Origin of the sequence: Amycolatopsis palatopharyngis, assembly GCF_003385185.1 — a bacterium.
In the GTDB taxonomy this organism is placed as follows: Bacteria; Actinomycetota; Actinomycetes; order Mycobacteriales; family Pseudonocardiaceae; genus Amycolatopsis; species Amycolatopsis palatopharyngis.
In genome coordinates, this window is sequence record NZ_PQHZ01000015.1 from 1 (window position 1) to 14,424 (window position 14,424).

General features: G+C 68.4%; 10 protein-coding genes. 6 read left to right on the forward strand and 4 right to left on the reverse strand.

Going from position 1 to position 14,424, the window contains the following annotated elements; translation table 11 throughout:
• Window positions 1-838: 838 nt before the first annotated feature.
• Entirely contained in the window at window positions 839-2,182 is a 1,344-nt protein-coding gene (gene glnA / locus D0C15_RS13845; RefSeq protein ID WP_116045038.1) for a type I glutamate--ammonia ligase, read from the reverse strand.
• A 121-nt stretch (window positions 2,183-2,303) separates the two neighbouring features.
• The gene (locus D0C15_RS13850; protein ID WP_245975770.1) at window positions 2,304-3,662 is read right to left on the reverse strand and encodes an MFS transporter; all 1,359 of its coding nucleotides are present in this window, start codon (window positions 3,660-3,662) and stop codon (window positions 2,304-2,306) included.
• A gap of 70 nt (window positions 3,663-3,732) precedes the next feature.
• On the opposite strand from D0C15_RS13850, the gene D0C15_RS13855 reads away from it, so the two are divergent.
• Window positions 3,733-4,716, forward strand: coding sequence for a GlxA family transcriptional regulator (locus D0C15_RS13855; protein WP_245975772.1), 984 nt, complete (start codon window positions 3,733-3,735; stop codon window positions 4,714-4,716).
• A 10-nt stretch (window positions 4,717-4,726) separates the two neighbouring features.
• On the forward strand, window positions 4,727-5,527 hold the full coding sequence (locus D0C15_RS13860; protein WP_116045058.1) for an LppX_LprAFG lipoprotein: 801 nt from the start codon (window positions 4,727-4,729) through the stop codon (window positions 5,525-5,527).
• Here D0C15_RS13860 and D0C15_RS13865 read toward each other — a convergent pair.
• Complete coding sequence (locus D0C15_RS13865) at window positions 5,479-7,083, reverse strand: alpha/beta hydrolase (RefSeq protein ID WP_425455390.1); 1,605 nt, start codon at window positions 7,081-7,083, stop codon at window positions 5,479-5,481. The two genes, D0C15_RS13860 and D0C15_RS13865, sit on opposite strands and share 49 nt — an antisense overlap.
• A gap of 248 nt (window positions 7,084-7,331) precedes the next feature.
• On the opposite strand from D0C15_RS13865, the gene secA2 reads away from it, so the two are divergent.
• The 3 genes from secA2 to D0C15_RS13880 all read left to right on the forward strand — a co-directional run bounded on the left by secA2 (window position 7,332) and on the right by D0C15_RS13880 (window position 12,482).
• Window positions 7,332-9,740 (forward strand): accessory Sec system translocase SecA2, encoded by a 2,409-nt coding sequence (gene secA2, locus D0C15_RS13870; protein ID WP_116045301.1) that lies wholly within the window; start codon window positions 7,332-7,334, stop codon window positions 9,738-9,740.
• A gap of 310 nt (window positions 9,741-10,050) precedes the next feature.
• Window positions 10,051-11,775 (forward strand): NAD+ synthase, encoded by a 1,725-nt coding sequence (locus tag D0C15_RS13875; protein ID WP_116045303.1) that lies wholly within the window; start codon window positions 10,051-10,053, stop codon window positions 11,773-11,775.
• A gap of 164 nt (window positions 11,776-11,939) precedes the next feature.
• Window positions 11,940-12,482, forward strand: a complete 543-nt coding sequence (locus tag D0C15_RS13880; protein ID WP_116045061.1) for a methylated-DNA--[protein]-cysteine S-methyltransferase — start codon at window positions 11,940-11,942, stop codon at window positions 12,480-12,482.
• Window positions 12,483-12,491: 9 nt separating this feature from the next.
• Here the strand turns inward: D0C15_RS13880 and D0C15_RS13885 are convergent, their stop codons facing one another.
• Complete coding sequence (locus D0C15_RS13885; RefSeq protein WP_162830074.1) at window positions 12,492-13,160, reverse strand: DUF998 domain-containing protein; 669 nt, start codon at window positions 13,158-13,160, stop codon at window positions 12,492-12,494.
• Window positions 13,161-13,492: 332 nt separating this feature from the next.
• Between D0C15_RS13885 and panB the strand changes: the two genes are divergently transcribed.
• On the forward strand, window positions 13,493-14,386 hold the full coding sequence (gene panB, locus D0C15_RS13890) for a 3-methyl-2-oxobutanoate hydroxymethyltransferase (RefSeq protein ID WP_116045066.1): 894 nt from the start codon (window positions 13,493-13,495) through the stop codon (window positions 14,384-14,386).
• Window positions 14,387-14,424: the final 38 nt, after the last annotated feature.

The window sequence follows — 14,424 nt, forward strand, 5'->3', positions numbered from 1 at the left end:
CAATCACTCAAAGAAACCCACAAAGGGTATTCTCATACATAAGCTCTACTGGCTTAGTTCACTAGCACACTGTTGAGTTCTCAAGCAACACACCACTACGCGAAAAGCTTGTTATTATCCCGAGGCAAGCCGTATCCGCCGTTTAAAGTCCGAAGACTCAAGTCGGAGGTTGTGCCCCACCTCAGGGCCGTCGCAGAACGTTACCCGGTTCGATTCGCGGTGTCAACCCGCTCGACCCGGGGGCCAAGTTCTCGCTGAAGCGTACTTCACCGAGTTCTCTCGGCCGCCATCCGGTCCTTCAGGGGCGAGTTCCTCTCGGTTCTCTTCCCCGTCGGCCCGGTGTTCCTGGCGACAAAGAGAAGATTACATGCCTGGGAAGACCCCGAAAACAGGGGGGTGCCTTAACGGCTTAACCGCAGGTCAGGCCGCATTTTCTGACCGAAGGACAGTGGTTGCGGCCCAGCGTGCGTCCGCGAACCGCTCGTACGCGGCGGCGGAAGAGGGCATTCGGCGTCCGCCAACCAGCCCGCGAGGAACGACAGACCGACCGGCAGCGGCGCTTTCTGCTGCGAGTCGACGGGGGTTGGCACCCGGCTGATCGGACCGAGGCCGGGTCCGGCCGATGCCCACCGGGGCGAGGGAGCACCGCTGAGCCGGCGAACGACCAGCACGTTGAGCGGCGGCCGAGCCGGGAGCCGCGATGGCCGTGGTGGCCACGGTGGCCGCGGTGGCGTGGTCCCTCGGCATACCTGGCCGCCTTCCTGGGCAGAGCGTGTCCGCACACGCGTGGCGCGGGCTGCCGCCACTCATCACCCGCGGGTCGGAAAGGTGTCGCGACTCAGAGCACCGGCAACAGCGTGCGCAGTTCGTAGGGAGTGACCGCGCTCCTGTAGTTGTTCCACTCCGCACGCTTGTTGCGCAGGAAGAAGTCGTAGACGTGCTCCCCGAGTGCTTCCGGCAACAGCTCGGAGCGGTCCATCTCGGCGAGCGCCTCCCCCAGGTTCTGCGGCAGCTGGGCATAACCGGCGGCCCTGCGCTCCGCGTCCGAGAGCGACCAGATGTTGTCCTCGGCGGGCGGGGGTAGCTCGTAACCCTGCTCGATGCCCTTCAATCCGGCCGCGAGGATCACCGAGTACGCGAGATAGGGGTTGCACGCCGAGTCCAGGGTGCGGATCTCGACCCGCCGCGACGAGGCCTTGCCAGGCGAGTACATCGGCACCCGGACCAGTGCCGAGCGGTTGGACCTGCCCCAGGACACGGTCGTCGGGGCTTCCCCGCCACTGATCAGCCGCTTGTAGGAGTTCACCCACTGGTTGGTGACCGCGGAGATCTCCCGGGCGTGATGCAGCACGCCAGCCACGAAGGCCTTACCGGTCTCCGACAGCTCATGCGGATCCTCGGGGTCGTAGAAGGCGTTGCGGTCACCTTCGAAGAGCGACACGTGGGTGTGCATACCCGACCCGGGCTGGTCGGTGAAGGGCTTCGGCATGAACGTGGCCCGGACGCCCTGGGTGAGCGCCACCTCCTTGACCACGTACCGGAAGGTCATGACGTTGTCGGCCATGGTGAGCGCGTCGGCGTAGCGCAGGTCGATCTCCTGCTGGCCCGGCGCACCCTCGTGGTGGCTGAACTCGACCGAGATCCCCATGGCCTCGAGGGTCTCGATGGCGTGGCGCCGGAAGTGCGTCGCCGTCGCGTGGCTGGCCTGGTCGAAGTAGCCACCGTTGTCCGCGGGCTCCGGTTCGGTGCCGTCGTCGGGCAGGGTCGAGAGCAGGAAGAACTCGATCTCCGGGTGGACGTAGCAGGTGAACCCCGCCTCCCCCGCCTTCGACAGTTGCCTGCGCAGCACATGACGGGGATCCGCCCAGGACGGAGATCCGTCGGGCATGGCGATGTCACAGAACATCCGCGCGGAGTAGTGCCCGCCCTCCGGGGTCTCCCACGGCAGCACCTGGAACGTGCCGGGGTCCGGCTTGGCGACCATGTCGGACTCGTAGACCCTGGCGAACCCCTCGATCGCCGATCCGTCGAACCCGATGCCCTCGCTGAACGCACCCTCGAGTTCGGCGGGAGCCACCGCGACCGACTTGAGAAAGCCCAGTACGTCGGTGAACCAGAGCCGGACGAAACGAATGTCGCGTTCTTCGAGCGTGCGCAGCACGAACTCCTGCTGGCGATCCATGAGCGCAGCGTATGCGTGTTGTGTTACTTCGATGTTTCAGGGTGGAGATTCTCCGGTGCCTTATCCAAAGTTCGGCTCGTTCACCACGGACAATCTCCTCGATCTCCCATCGCACCTGCAGTCAGTCGTCGCGAGCCACCCTCCGGGCGGCCTCCGCCGAATGACTTGTGAACAACCCTCCCTTCGCCCCGTCAGGGCGAATGGAGATCGACATCAGCGCGGCCACGGCGCAGAGCCCGCCCGCGACGTACCAGGCGAGGTCATAGCTACCGAGTTGGTCCCGGGTCACCCCGGCGCCGAACGCGGCGATGGCGGCACCGACCTGGTGCGAGGCGAACACCCAGCCGAAGACGATCGGCCCGGCCGCGTTGCCGAACCGCTCCCGGCAGAGCGCCACGGTCGGCGGCACCGTGGCCACCCAGTCCAGGCCGTAGAACACGATGAACGCCCACATGGGCGGCTCCGTGGTCGGCGCGAACAGCATCGGCAGCACCAGCAGCGACGCGCCCCGCAGTACGTAGTAGGTCGCGAGCAGCTTGCGCGGGTCCACCCTGTCGGTGAGCCAGCCAGAGGCGATGGTGCCCGCCACGTCGAAGATGCCGACCAGCGCCAGCAGCCCGGCGGCCGTGGTGTGCGGCATGCCGTGGTCGTGGGCCGCCGGAACGAAATGCGTACCGATCAGCCCGTTCGTGGAGGCACCACAGATCGCGAAGCCGCCCGCCAGCAGCCAGAAGGTCGGGCTTCGAACGGCGTCGCGTAGCACCTGCACCGCGCGCGCCGCCGCATTCCCCGTGGCGGGCGCGGGCTCGGGCGGGGCGTCTTCGGGCGCACCGAGTGCCGTGGTGCCCACGTCGGCTGGGTTGTCGCGCAACAGCAACAACACGATCGGGACCACGACGAGCGCGGCGGCCGAGATGACGAGCGAGGCCGAACGCCAGCCGTGGTCGGTGGCCAGCATCGCGACCACCGGAAGGAACACCAGTTGTCCCGCGGCCCCCGCCGCGGTGAGAACACCGCTGACCAGTCCCTTGTGCCGGACGAACCACCGGCTGGTCACCGTGGCCACGAACGCGAGCGCCATCGATCCTGTGCCCACGCCGACCAGCACACCCCAGCACAGCAACAGTTGCCAGCTCGAGGTCATGAAGACGGTGAGCCCGCTGCCCGCCGAGACGAGCAACAGCGCCCATGCGACGACCTTGCGCATTCCGAAGCGCTCCATCAGCGCGGCGGCGAACGGCGAGATGAGGCCGTAGAGCAGCAGGTTGATCGACACCGCCGCCGAGATCGTCCCGCGCGACCAGCCGAACTCCGCATGCAGCGGATCGATCAGCACGCTCGGCGCCGCGCGGAAGCCCGCCGCGCCCACCAGCGCGACGAACGCTGCGATCGCCACGAGCCACGCCCAGTGCGGTTTGCGCAGCCCGCCCGGCACGCGCGGCCATCGGTCCCCTGGTACTCGCTCCCGCAGTTCGGTCACGCGAGGAGCCTGCCCGGTATCGGGAAGGAGAACGAGTGGCCGAAACGCCAATATGTGCAAGAATTCTGCCATGGCTGCCGCAAGTGTTCCCGGACCGCACCGCGTCGTGATCCTGGCCGTCGACGAGGTGATCGGCTACGACCTGCACATACCGCCGCAGGTCTTCGGGGCGGCGGGACAGGATCGCTACGACGTCCGCATCTGTGGCGTCGACGAACAGCCGGTGCGACTCACCGCGGGCTACACGGCGGTACTCGAACACGGGCCGGAGGCGCTGGAGACGGCGGACACCGTCGTCATCCCCGGAACCACGGTGAGCGGGCCCCGCTGGCACGGCGTTCTGCCGGACGCGCTGGCGGACGCGCTGGCCAGGATTCCCCGGCACGCGCGGCTGATGTCGATCTGCACGGGCGCCTTCGTACTCGCCGCGGCCGGCCTGCTCGACGGGCGGAGGGCAACCACTCACTGGGCCCACGCCGAACAGTTCCGGCGGCTGTATCCGAAGGTGCTGCTCGACGAGAACGTGCTGTTCGTTGACGACGGCCAGGTGCTGACCTCGGCGGGGCTGTCCGCGGGAACCGACCTGTGCCTGCACGTGGTGCGCAGGGACCACGGCAGCGAGGTCGCCAACCGGGCCGCCCGTTACTGCGTCGTCCCGCCCTGGCGCGACGGCGGGCAGTCGCAGTTCATCGACCGGCCACTGCCCGATCCCGACTCGGGCAGCACCGCGGCGACCCGGGAGTGGGCACTACGACACCTCGGACAGGCGCTCGACGTCCCCACGCTGGCCGCTCACGCGCGCATGAGCCTGCGGACCTTCAGCAGGCGATTTCGCGCCGAAACCGGTCTCACCCCTCGGGCCTGGCTCATTCAGCAGCGGGTCCAGCACGCACGGCACCTGCTGGAGACGACGAACCTCACCGTGGACCGCGTGGCCGCCGAAGCGGGTCTTGGCACGGCGGCCTCGCTACGCCAGCACCTCAACTCCGCGATCGGTGTGTCCCCACTGGCATATCGCCGGACCTTCGCGAATCCCCCAGCCAGGTCGCGTTAACGTAACGCCCATGCTTCGCCGTCGAATCGCGCTGGTCACCGTGCTCGCGCTGGGACTGACCGGGGCCTGCTCCCCCGCACCCGACACGACCGGACCACTGCCGGACGGCACACGGCTCGTGCAGGAATCAGCCGAGTTCGTCGAGCAACTGCGCAGCGTCCGGTTCGCCTTCGGCACGAGCGGCACGATCCCCGGCCTGAACATCCGCGAGGTCACCGGCCATGCCGTGGTCGATGGCAGCCGCTTCGGCTGGGCTCGTGGCGAGGCGGACCTGCAGCATGTCACCGAACGCGAGCAGGTCGAGTTCCTCCTGCGGGGTGAGTCCGTACGGCTGACCGACGAACAGGGCGACGTCACCGAACGGCCCGTGCCCGCGCCGTACTACCCGGCCGCGTTCCTCGACGCCGACCACGGCCTTGCCGATTTGATGCGGCGCACGACGGGGCTGGAGACCGAGGGCAAGGAGGACATAGAGGAGGTGTCCACCTTCCGGATCAACGGGTCCGTTCCGGCGGAGGTCGTGTCCGTACTGGTTCCGGGCATCCGGTCCGACGTGAACGTCAAGTTCTGGGTCGACAGGCAGCAGCCGCACGCGCTGGTCCGGCTGTGGATGCAGATTCCCCCGCAGCAGCCGAAGGAAGGCGCTGTGATGCTCGAACTCGCACTGTCCGAGCACAACGCCCCGGTGTCCGGCGCCCCACGCGCTGATGCCCGGTCAGGGCCCGGCCGGAGCGCGCGCCCGGACAGCACCGCCGGAGTCGGTCAGGAGCAGCGGGTGTCCCCCGCCGGCAGCGCTCCGTCGACCAGATAATCCGTGGCCACCTCGTCCACACAGGAAACGCCCTGCAGGAAGACGGTGTGCTGGGTGCCCTCGTAGGTGAGCAACGCCCCGCCCATCGCCTTGGCGAGGTTCACCCCGGCCTCATACGGAGTGGCGGGGTCGTTCGTCGTGGAGATCACCAGCGCCGGCGGTACCCCGTCCACATTGGGCAGATGCGGTTGTGAGGTGTTGGGGACCGGCCAGAACGCGCAGGCGTCCAGTGCGGCACCGTCCGGCCTGCCATCGTCAAGGAACGGCGCTGCTTCGGAGTACCTGCGCTGGGCCTCGAGGATCTTGGCCTTGTCGGTCACCCGCGGATCGTCCACACACCGGATAGCGGTGAACGCGTCCTGGGTGGAGGCGTACTCGCCGTCGCTGCCCCGTTGGTTGTACATGTCGGCGAGTGCCATCAGCGTGGCTCCGCGCCCTTCACGCAACTCGTTGAGCCCGGAGTTCAGCTGCCCCCAGAACTGCTGTGAGTACAGCGCCTGGATCGTGCCCGTGGTGGCGTCCTCGTAGGAAAGGGGCCTGCCGTCCCCGGCGTCCACCGGGTCCTCGATCAGCGGCTGCACCAGATCCTGGTATGCCTTTGTCGCTTCGGCCTTGCCGGTCCCGAGCGCACAGTCCTGCTGCCGCACGCACCACGAGGTGAACTCGTCGAAGGCGACCCCGAACCCCTCACCCTGTGCCACCAGCGACTCGACCAGGTCCTGTTCCGGGTCCAGCGCGCCGTCCAGCACGAGCGCGCGCACGTTCCGCGGGAATGCCTCGGCGTAGGTGTAACCGATCCGAGTGCCGTAGGAGTAGCCGGCGTACGTCAGCTTCTCGTCGCCGAGTGCCGAGCGCAGTACATCCATGTCCTTGACGACGTCGCGCGTGCCGATCGCGGCCAGCATCCGCGCACCGTGGTCGGTGCGCTTGGTGCAGCGCTCGGCGAACTCCTTCTCCTCTGCCTCCTGCGCGCGCACGCCGGCAGCCGAACCGTCGGTTTCGGAGTCGCTCGCCCGGTCGGCGTCCCGTTCGGCGTCGGTGAGGCACTCCACCTGTGGCTCGCTGGCTCCTACCCCACGGGGGTCGAAACCGACCAGGTCGAACTTCTGCCCGATCTCTGTCCCGGAGACCTGACCGGCGATTGAAGCGGCCGCGACCATGCCGGAGGCGCCCGGCCCACCGGGGTTGATCACGAGGGAGCCGATGCGCTGCTCGGACTCGCCCGCGCGCGAGCGCAACAGCCCGACGGTGATCGTCTCGCCGTCGGGCTCGGCGTAGTCCAGCGGCACCGTGAGCCGCGCGCACTGCAGAGCGGTGGAGCCGAAGACCGACTCGGCGTCCTCGGAGGTGGCGTAGGGCGCGCACTCTCCCCATTCGAGGGGCTGGGAGTAGAACCGCTCCAGCCCCGCGGGGACCGCACCGGCGGGTCCTCTGGTCTCGGTCGCCGCCGCGGCAACCTCCTGCCCGGGCTCGCCGGATGTACAACTGGCCAGTACCACGGCCAGCAGACCCACGACGGCTACACAAGCGGACCGGTAGCGTTTGAGGAGGCGCACACCGACGATGGTGCCATCCGGCCGGATCGGCACCGTCGGGACGGCTCGGAGTCAGGACTGAGAACTACGGATTGCGAGGTCACGGTGATCCGTGGAACTCGGCCGGCGAAGTCCCGCTATCGAGGCGGCAGGGCGTCAACCAGCAGAACCGGGCAATCCCTGGGAGTCGGAGCCCTGGCGACTCGATCGCGGACCCGAGTTCACAGATAGGACTAAGGAGGCCACGGGTGGCAGTGTTGATCGACCGGATGAGCAGACGGCTGCGCCGGATCATCCAGCGACCGGCCAGCGTGGAACTGACCCGGTACGAGAAGTTGCTGCCCGCGATCGGTGAACGGGAACCGGAGCTGGAGAAGCTCACGGACGCCGAGCTCACCGAGGCTGCGGCCAAGCTGAAGCTCGAGGCCGAGTTCGGCGACAAGCAGCTGATCGAGGTGTGCGCGCTGGGACGCGAGGCCGCACGCAGGGCATTGGACGAGCGCGCCTTCGACGTGCAACTGCTCGGCACGATGGGCCTGCTGACCGGCCACGTCGTGCAGATGGCCACCGGTGAGGGCAAGACGCTGGCCGGGGCACTGGCCGCGTCCGGGCACGCGCTGCGGGGCAAGCGGGTGCACGTCATCTCGGTCAACGACTACCTCGCCCGGCGCGACGCCGAGTGGATGAAGCCGGTTTACGACCTGCTCGGGGTGTCGGTGGGCTGGGTCGACCCCGCACTCACCCACGCCGAACGCCGCGACGCGTACCAGGCGGATGTCTGCCACGGCGCCGTCAGCGAGATCGGCTTCGATGTGCTGCGCGACCGGCTCGTCACGCGCCCCGAGGATCTCGTCCAGACCGAGCCGGAGGTCGCGATCATCGACGAGGCGGACTCCGTGCTGGTCGACGAGGCCAGGGTGCCGCTGGTGATGGCGGGTTCGGTGGACGCGGGCGTCGCCGACGAAGAAGTGGCCAACATCGTCCGGCGGCTGCGGCTGAACCTGCACTACGAAACCGACTCCGACGGCCGAAACGCCTGGCTCACCGCGGCGGGTGCGTCCGTGGTGGAGAAGGCCCTCGGCGGCATCGACCTCTACGGCGGCGGCACGAGCAAGAGCGAGCCCCGCGAGGGCGAGGACGAGACCGCCGACAGCACCGGAACCGGCGACACGGCCGCGTCGGCCGAGCGGGCGAGCGGATCCGGCGACGGCAACCGGCTCGCCGCGGTGAACATCGCGCTGCACGCGCACGCACTGCTCACGAGGGACGTGGACTACCTCGTCCGCGACGGCAAGGTGCAGCTGATCAACGCCTCCCGTGGCCGGGTCGCCGAGCTGCAGCGGTGGCCGGACGGGCTGCAGGCCGCGGTCGAGGCCAAGGAACAGCTGCCGCCCTCGGACCGGGGCGAGATCCTGGATTCGATCACCGTGCAGGCGCTGATCGCCCGCTACCCGCAGGTCGCGGGCATGACCGGTACCGCGGTCGCGGTCGCGGAACAGCTACGCGAGTTCTACGAGCTCGAGGTAGCGGCGATCCCGCCGAATACGAAGAACATCCGCGAGGACCATGCCGACCGCATCTTCGCCTCGCCCTCGCACAAGCTGCGGGCGATCGTCGAGGAGATCCGCGAGGTGCACGCTACGGGGCGACCGATCCTCGTCGGCACCCAGGACGTGGCGGAATCCGAGGAACTGGCGGAGAAGCTGGCGAAGGCCGATCTGCCCTGCGTCGTGCTCAACGCGCGCAACGACGCGGAGGAAGCCGCGATCATCGCCGAGGCGGGCCGTTTCGAGGCGGTTACGGTGTCCACCCAGATGGCGGGCCGGGGTACCGATATCCGGCTGGGCGGCGCGGAGGGCGGCAGCGAGCGGGAGCGGGTCGCCGAACTCGGCGGGCTGCACGTGATCGGCACGGCCAGGTACCCGAGCAGCAGGCTCGACGATCAGCTGCGCGGCCGCGCCGGGCGTCAGGGCGATCCCGGCAGCTCCGTGTTCTTCGCGAGCCTGAACGACGAGCTCGTACTGAGCTACGCACCCGACATTCCGGATGGCATTCCCGCCGACGACGAGACCGGCGAGATCACCTCCGAACACGCGCACCGGCAGATCAATCACGCACAGCGGGTCGCCGAGGGGGTCGACCTGGAGATCCACCGCAACACCTGGCGCTACACCCGGCTGATCGAGCACCAGCGCAAGGAGGTCCTCGCCTATCGCGACGACGCGCTGCGCACGGATCTCGCGGGCGAGGTGCTCAAGGAGGCGGAGTCCGAGAAGTACGCCGAACTCGCCGAAACCCTCGGCGAGGACCGGCTGGAGCAGGTGAGCCGGGAGATCCTGCTGTACCACCTGGACCAGCTGTGGGCAGATCATCTGGCGTTCCTGACCGAGGTGCGGGAGAGCATTCACCTGCGCGCTCTGGCACGGGAGACGCCGCTGGACGAATTCCACCGTGCCGCCATCCCCGAGTTCCGCAAGATCGCGATGAAGGCGCGGGAACGTGCGGCGAAGACGCTGGCCGCGGCGGAGGTACGCGACGGAGGGATCGACCTCGCCGCCTCCGGGGTCCGCAGGCCGACGTCGACGTGGACCTACCTGGTGCACGACAACCCCTTCGACTCCGACGCGGAGCAGGCGCTGAAGAAGGTGCGCGGCATGCTGCGCAAGAAGCGGAGCTGAGCATCGCGGATCGCGACGCCGTGGACTCCCGCCCCGCAGGGGACGGCGGGAGTCCACGCCGACGCCTCTCGCCCGGCCCTCATCACGCGTAGCCGACAGCAGGGTTGGATCTTCGCGTGAACAGGCGAGTGTGTGTCATGAACTGACGACGTGCACCTTACTTTGCCGGCAGCTCAGGACGTCCCGCCGTTCGGAGCAGTTGCCCACGTCGTCGCCGCGGCCGACGGAGTAGTGCCTGCCCAGCTGCGACGTGCGGCGGCAGCTTCGCACCGTCTCGGCGGTGAGCACGGGCGTACGCGAGAATGGCCGCATGCCGCAATTGCGCATCGCACTGGCCCAGATCAATCCGACCGTCGGCGACCTCACCGGCAACACCGAGCAGGCACTCGAGTGGACCCGTAAGGCGGCCGAGGCCGGCGCCAACGTCGTGGTGTTCCCCGAGATGTCGCTGACCGGTTACCCGGTCGAGGACCTCGCATTGCGGGAGACCTTCGGCAAAGCATCGCGCCGCGCCATCGAGGACCTCGCCGGACGGCTGGCCGACTCTGGTTGCGGGGACGTGCTGACCTATGTCGGCTACCTCGACGTGGACGATGCGGGCCCGCGCGACGCCGCGGCGGCCTTGTACCGGGGCGAGGTCGTGGCCCGCCAGTACAAGCACCACCTGCCCAACTACGGGGTGTTCGACGAGCGCCGCTATTTCACCTCGGGTGACACATTGGAGGTGCTGCGCCTGCACGGAGTGGACATCGGCATGGTGATCTGCGAGGACCTCTGGCAGGAGGGTGGCCCGATCACCGCGCTGGGTACGGCGGGCGTGGATCTGGTGGTCGCGCCGAACGCGTCCCCGTACGAGCGGTCGAAGGACGACATCCGGGTGCCGCTGGTGGCCCGGCGAGCGGCCGAGGCTGGCGCCCCCGTGGCTTATACGAACCAGGTCGGCGGGCAGGACGATCTCGTGTTCGACGGCGATTCGATCCTCGTGGGCGCCGATGGCGAACTACTCGCGAGGGCACCGCAGTTCACCGAGCACCTGCTCGTGGTCGATCTCGACCTGCGGGCCGGCGAGCATGTGACGGAAGGGGAGCTGGCCGGGCTGCACGTCCGGCGCACCGTGCTCAGCGCCGAACCGCTCCCTGCGTACCGGCCCGAGCCCGCGCCCGTCCTCAGCGAGCCGCTGTCCGACGAGGCCGAGGTGTGGTCCGCGCTGGTGCTCGGGCTGCGGGACTACGCGCGCAAGAACGGTTTCCGCTCGGTGACCTTCGGTTTCTCCGGCGGCATCGACTCCGCCATCGTCGCCGCGCTGGCGGTGGACGCACTCGGCCCCGACGCCGTGTACGGCGTCGCGATGCCGTCGAAGTACTCCTCCGAGCATTCGCAGTCCGACGCGGCCGAGTTGGCCCGCAGACTGGGCTGTCACTACCGGCTCGAGCCGGTGGCGGACATGGTGGCGGTGTACGTCGACCAGCTGAAGCTCGCGGGGACCGGACTCGCCGAGGAGAACATCCAGGCCCGTGCCCGCGGAATGCTGCTCATGGCGCTGTCCAACCTCGAGGGCCACCTGGTGCTCGCCACGGGGAACAAGACCGAACTCGCCGTGGGCTACTCCACGATCTACGGTGACGCGGTGGGCGGTTTCGCCCCCATCAAGGACCTGTTCAAGACCCACGTGTGGCAGCTGGCCCGCTGGCGCAACGCGGAGGCCGAGAAGCGCGGCGAAACCCTGCCGATCCCGGAGAACTCGATCTCCAAGCCGCCGTCGGCGGAACTCCGGCCGGACCAGCTGGACTCCGACTCGCTGCCCGACTACGCCCTGCTCGACGACATCCTGGACGACTACGTCGAGGGCGACCGCGGCTTCGACGACCTGCTCGCGGCCGGATTCGACCCCGAGGTCATCGACCGTGTCGTGCGGATGGTCGACAAGGCCGAGTACAAGCGCAGGCAGTACCCGCCGGGTACCAAGATCACGTTCAAGGCGTTCGGCAGGGATCGCAGGCTGCCGATCACCAGCGCCTGGCGCGAAGGGCACTGACCCGCGCCTGGGTAGCGCGGACAACTGGGGAACGGATGGGAATCGAGGAACGGGGCCAGCGGCAGTACTGGCGGCTCGCACCATAGGCCCGAACGCGAGTTCGGAAGACTGTCGTACCCGCGAGCTACGATGAGTTCGCTCGGTGACGAACTTCAGGGAGTGTCATGGCTGCGCTGGGTTTCGCGGTGTTCGACACGGCGATCGGCTGGTGCGGGATCGCCTGGGGGGCACACGGAATCGTCGGTGCCCAGCTCCCGGAGGGCGGCAGACAGCCCACACTGGACCGGCTGCACCGGCGGTTTCCCGATGTCGCCGAATCGGTGCCTCCGGCCACCACACAACAGGCGATCGACGGGGTGACCGACCTGCTGCGCGGCAGCGCCGTGGACCTTTCGGCAGTGGAGCTCGATCTCGAAGGAGTGCCCGCCTTCCACCGCAGGGTCTATGAGGTCGCCCGCACGATCCCGCCCGGCAGCACGCTGACGTACGGCGACATCGCTCACCGGCTGAACGCGCCGGGCTCTGCCCGCGCGGTCGGGCAGGCACTCGGGTCGAACCCGTTCGCCCCGATCGTCCCGTGTCACCGGGTACTCGCGGCGGGTGGTGGAACCGGTGGTTTCTCCGCGGGCGGCGGCACGGCGACGAAACTGCGAATGCTCACGATCGAGGGCGCCCGCGCCGAGGAACCGGCGCTGTTCGACCTGTAGTGGCGGCGCTCAGGGAACGCGCAGCCGGGCGGCGCTGAGCAGGTACAACGCGCCGACGAAGAGCAGCACCACCATCGTGACCAGCTGCAGGCGAACGAGCACGCCGACAAACCTGCCTTCGGCCGCCACTTCGAGGACGATCATGCCCGCCGTGCTGGTGAGCACGAGCGCCAGCGCGATCCGTGCGGAGTTACGCCACACTCCCGGCGGCCACCAGCGCCCGGCACAGGTGGTGCTGACCAGGTAGAGCACCACGGTGACGGTGGAAACCACCAGGTGAATCGAGTGGTCGACGGAAAAGTCACCGGCGAGCAACCGTTGCCGGCACGCCTGGTCGGCCGAGGGCGCACAGTCCAGGGTGAACGCGGCGCCGATCAGCATCTTCACGCCGAACACGCCGATCGCGGCAACGGAGAGCCGCGGCCACATCTGCGCGGGCACCAGCCGGAGCAACAGAGGAACCATCGCGATGAACGCGACACCTGCCACGACGTCGGAGATCCGGAACAGGTGCTGGTAGGGCTGCCCGTCCGCGGTGAGTTCGGCGACGTGAGCGTGGATCGGCGAGAGCTCTCCGGCAGGCAGGAAGAACTGCAGGACCCAACCCGAGTACGCCAAGCCGCCGATCACCATGAGGGTGATGGCCAGCAGTCGGGCGGCCCGGACTCCGCGGCTCATCCGAACGAGAGGCCGGACGGAAACAGCGGCAGACATGGAAGTGATACCAACCGATCATCCATCTCGTACCCGGGTCAGTGTGCCAGAACCCGAATGTTTCATTGGGGGGCTTTATGTATCACGCCGGACGTAGTGACTGTCAACGGACATCCGGTCACTGGCCGTTCACCTCCCGAGTATCGCGTGTGGACGCGCCCGGCGGCCACGGTGGAGCATGTGAAGCTGGTCGCACGACCTTGGGTAACCCGACGCGGGGTGCCACGCTTCGAGGTGCACCCAACCTCAGACCCGGGGACCCTGTAAGGGCCTCGAGGGAAGGATGGTCGACGACGATGTCAACCCCTGGCAACAGCACTTCGGACGAGGTGGTGGCCCCGTACGGTTCCGGCCCCTCGGCTCAGTCCACGCAGCCTGCTCAGTCCGCTTCGGGACGGAAGGTGCGCATTCACCACCTGCGCGAGCTCAAGGAACGCGGCGAAGCGTGGCCGATGCTCACCGCCTACGACATGTACACGGCCGAACTCTTCGACGAAGCCGGAATCCCGGTACTGCTTGTCGGCGACTCCGCGTCGAACAACGTATTCGGGTACGACACCTCGCTGCCGGTGACGGTCGACGAACTCCTGCCACTGGTCCGGGCGGTCACCAGATCGGTCAAACGCGCCCTCGTGGTGGCCGACCTGCCCTTCGGCTCGTACCAGCTCTCGCCCGAGCAGGCACTGGCGACTTCGGTGCGGTTCCTCAAGGAAGGCAGGGCGCACGCGGTGAAGCTCGAGGGCGGCCGCCATTTCGCGCCGCACGTGCAGGCCCTGACCTCGGCCGGAATTCCGGTCATGGGCCACATCGGGTTCACCCCGCAGAGCGAGCACATCCTCGGCGGCTACCGGGTGCAGGGCCGCGGTGACACCGGCGAGGCACTGATCGCCGACGCGCTCGCACTGCAGGAGGCAGGCGCGTTCTCGGTGGTGATGGAAATGGTGCCGGCCGAAGTCGCCAAGCAGGTGACGCACGAACTGCGAATCCCCACGATCGGCATCGGCGCCGGCCCGGACTGTGACGCGCAGGTGCTCGTCTGGCAGGACCTCGCGGGGTTGCGCCGCGGGAAGGCGCCCAGGTTCGTGAAGCGGTACGCGGACATGGCCGGTGTGCTGTCGAAGGCGGCGACCGACTTCGCCGAGGATGTCCGCCGCGGTGAGTTCCCAGCCGCGGAGCACACCTTCCACTGACGTCCGGATCCCCCGGTGCGGGCATAGCGAAGTTCCCC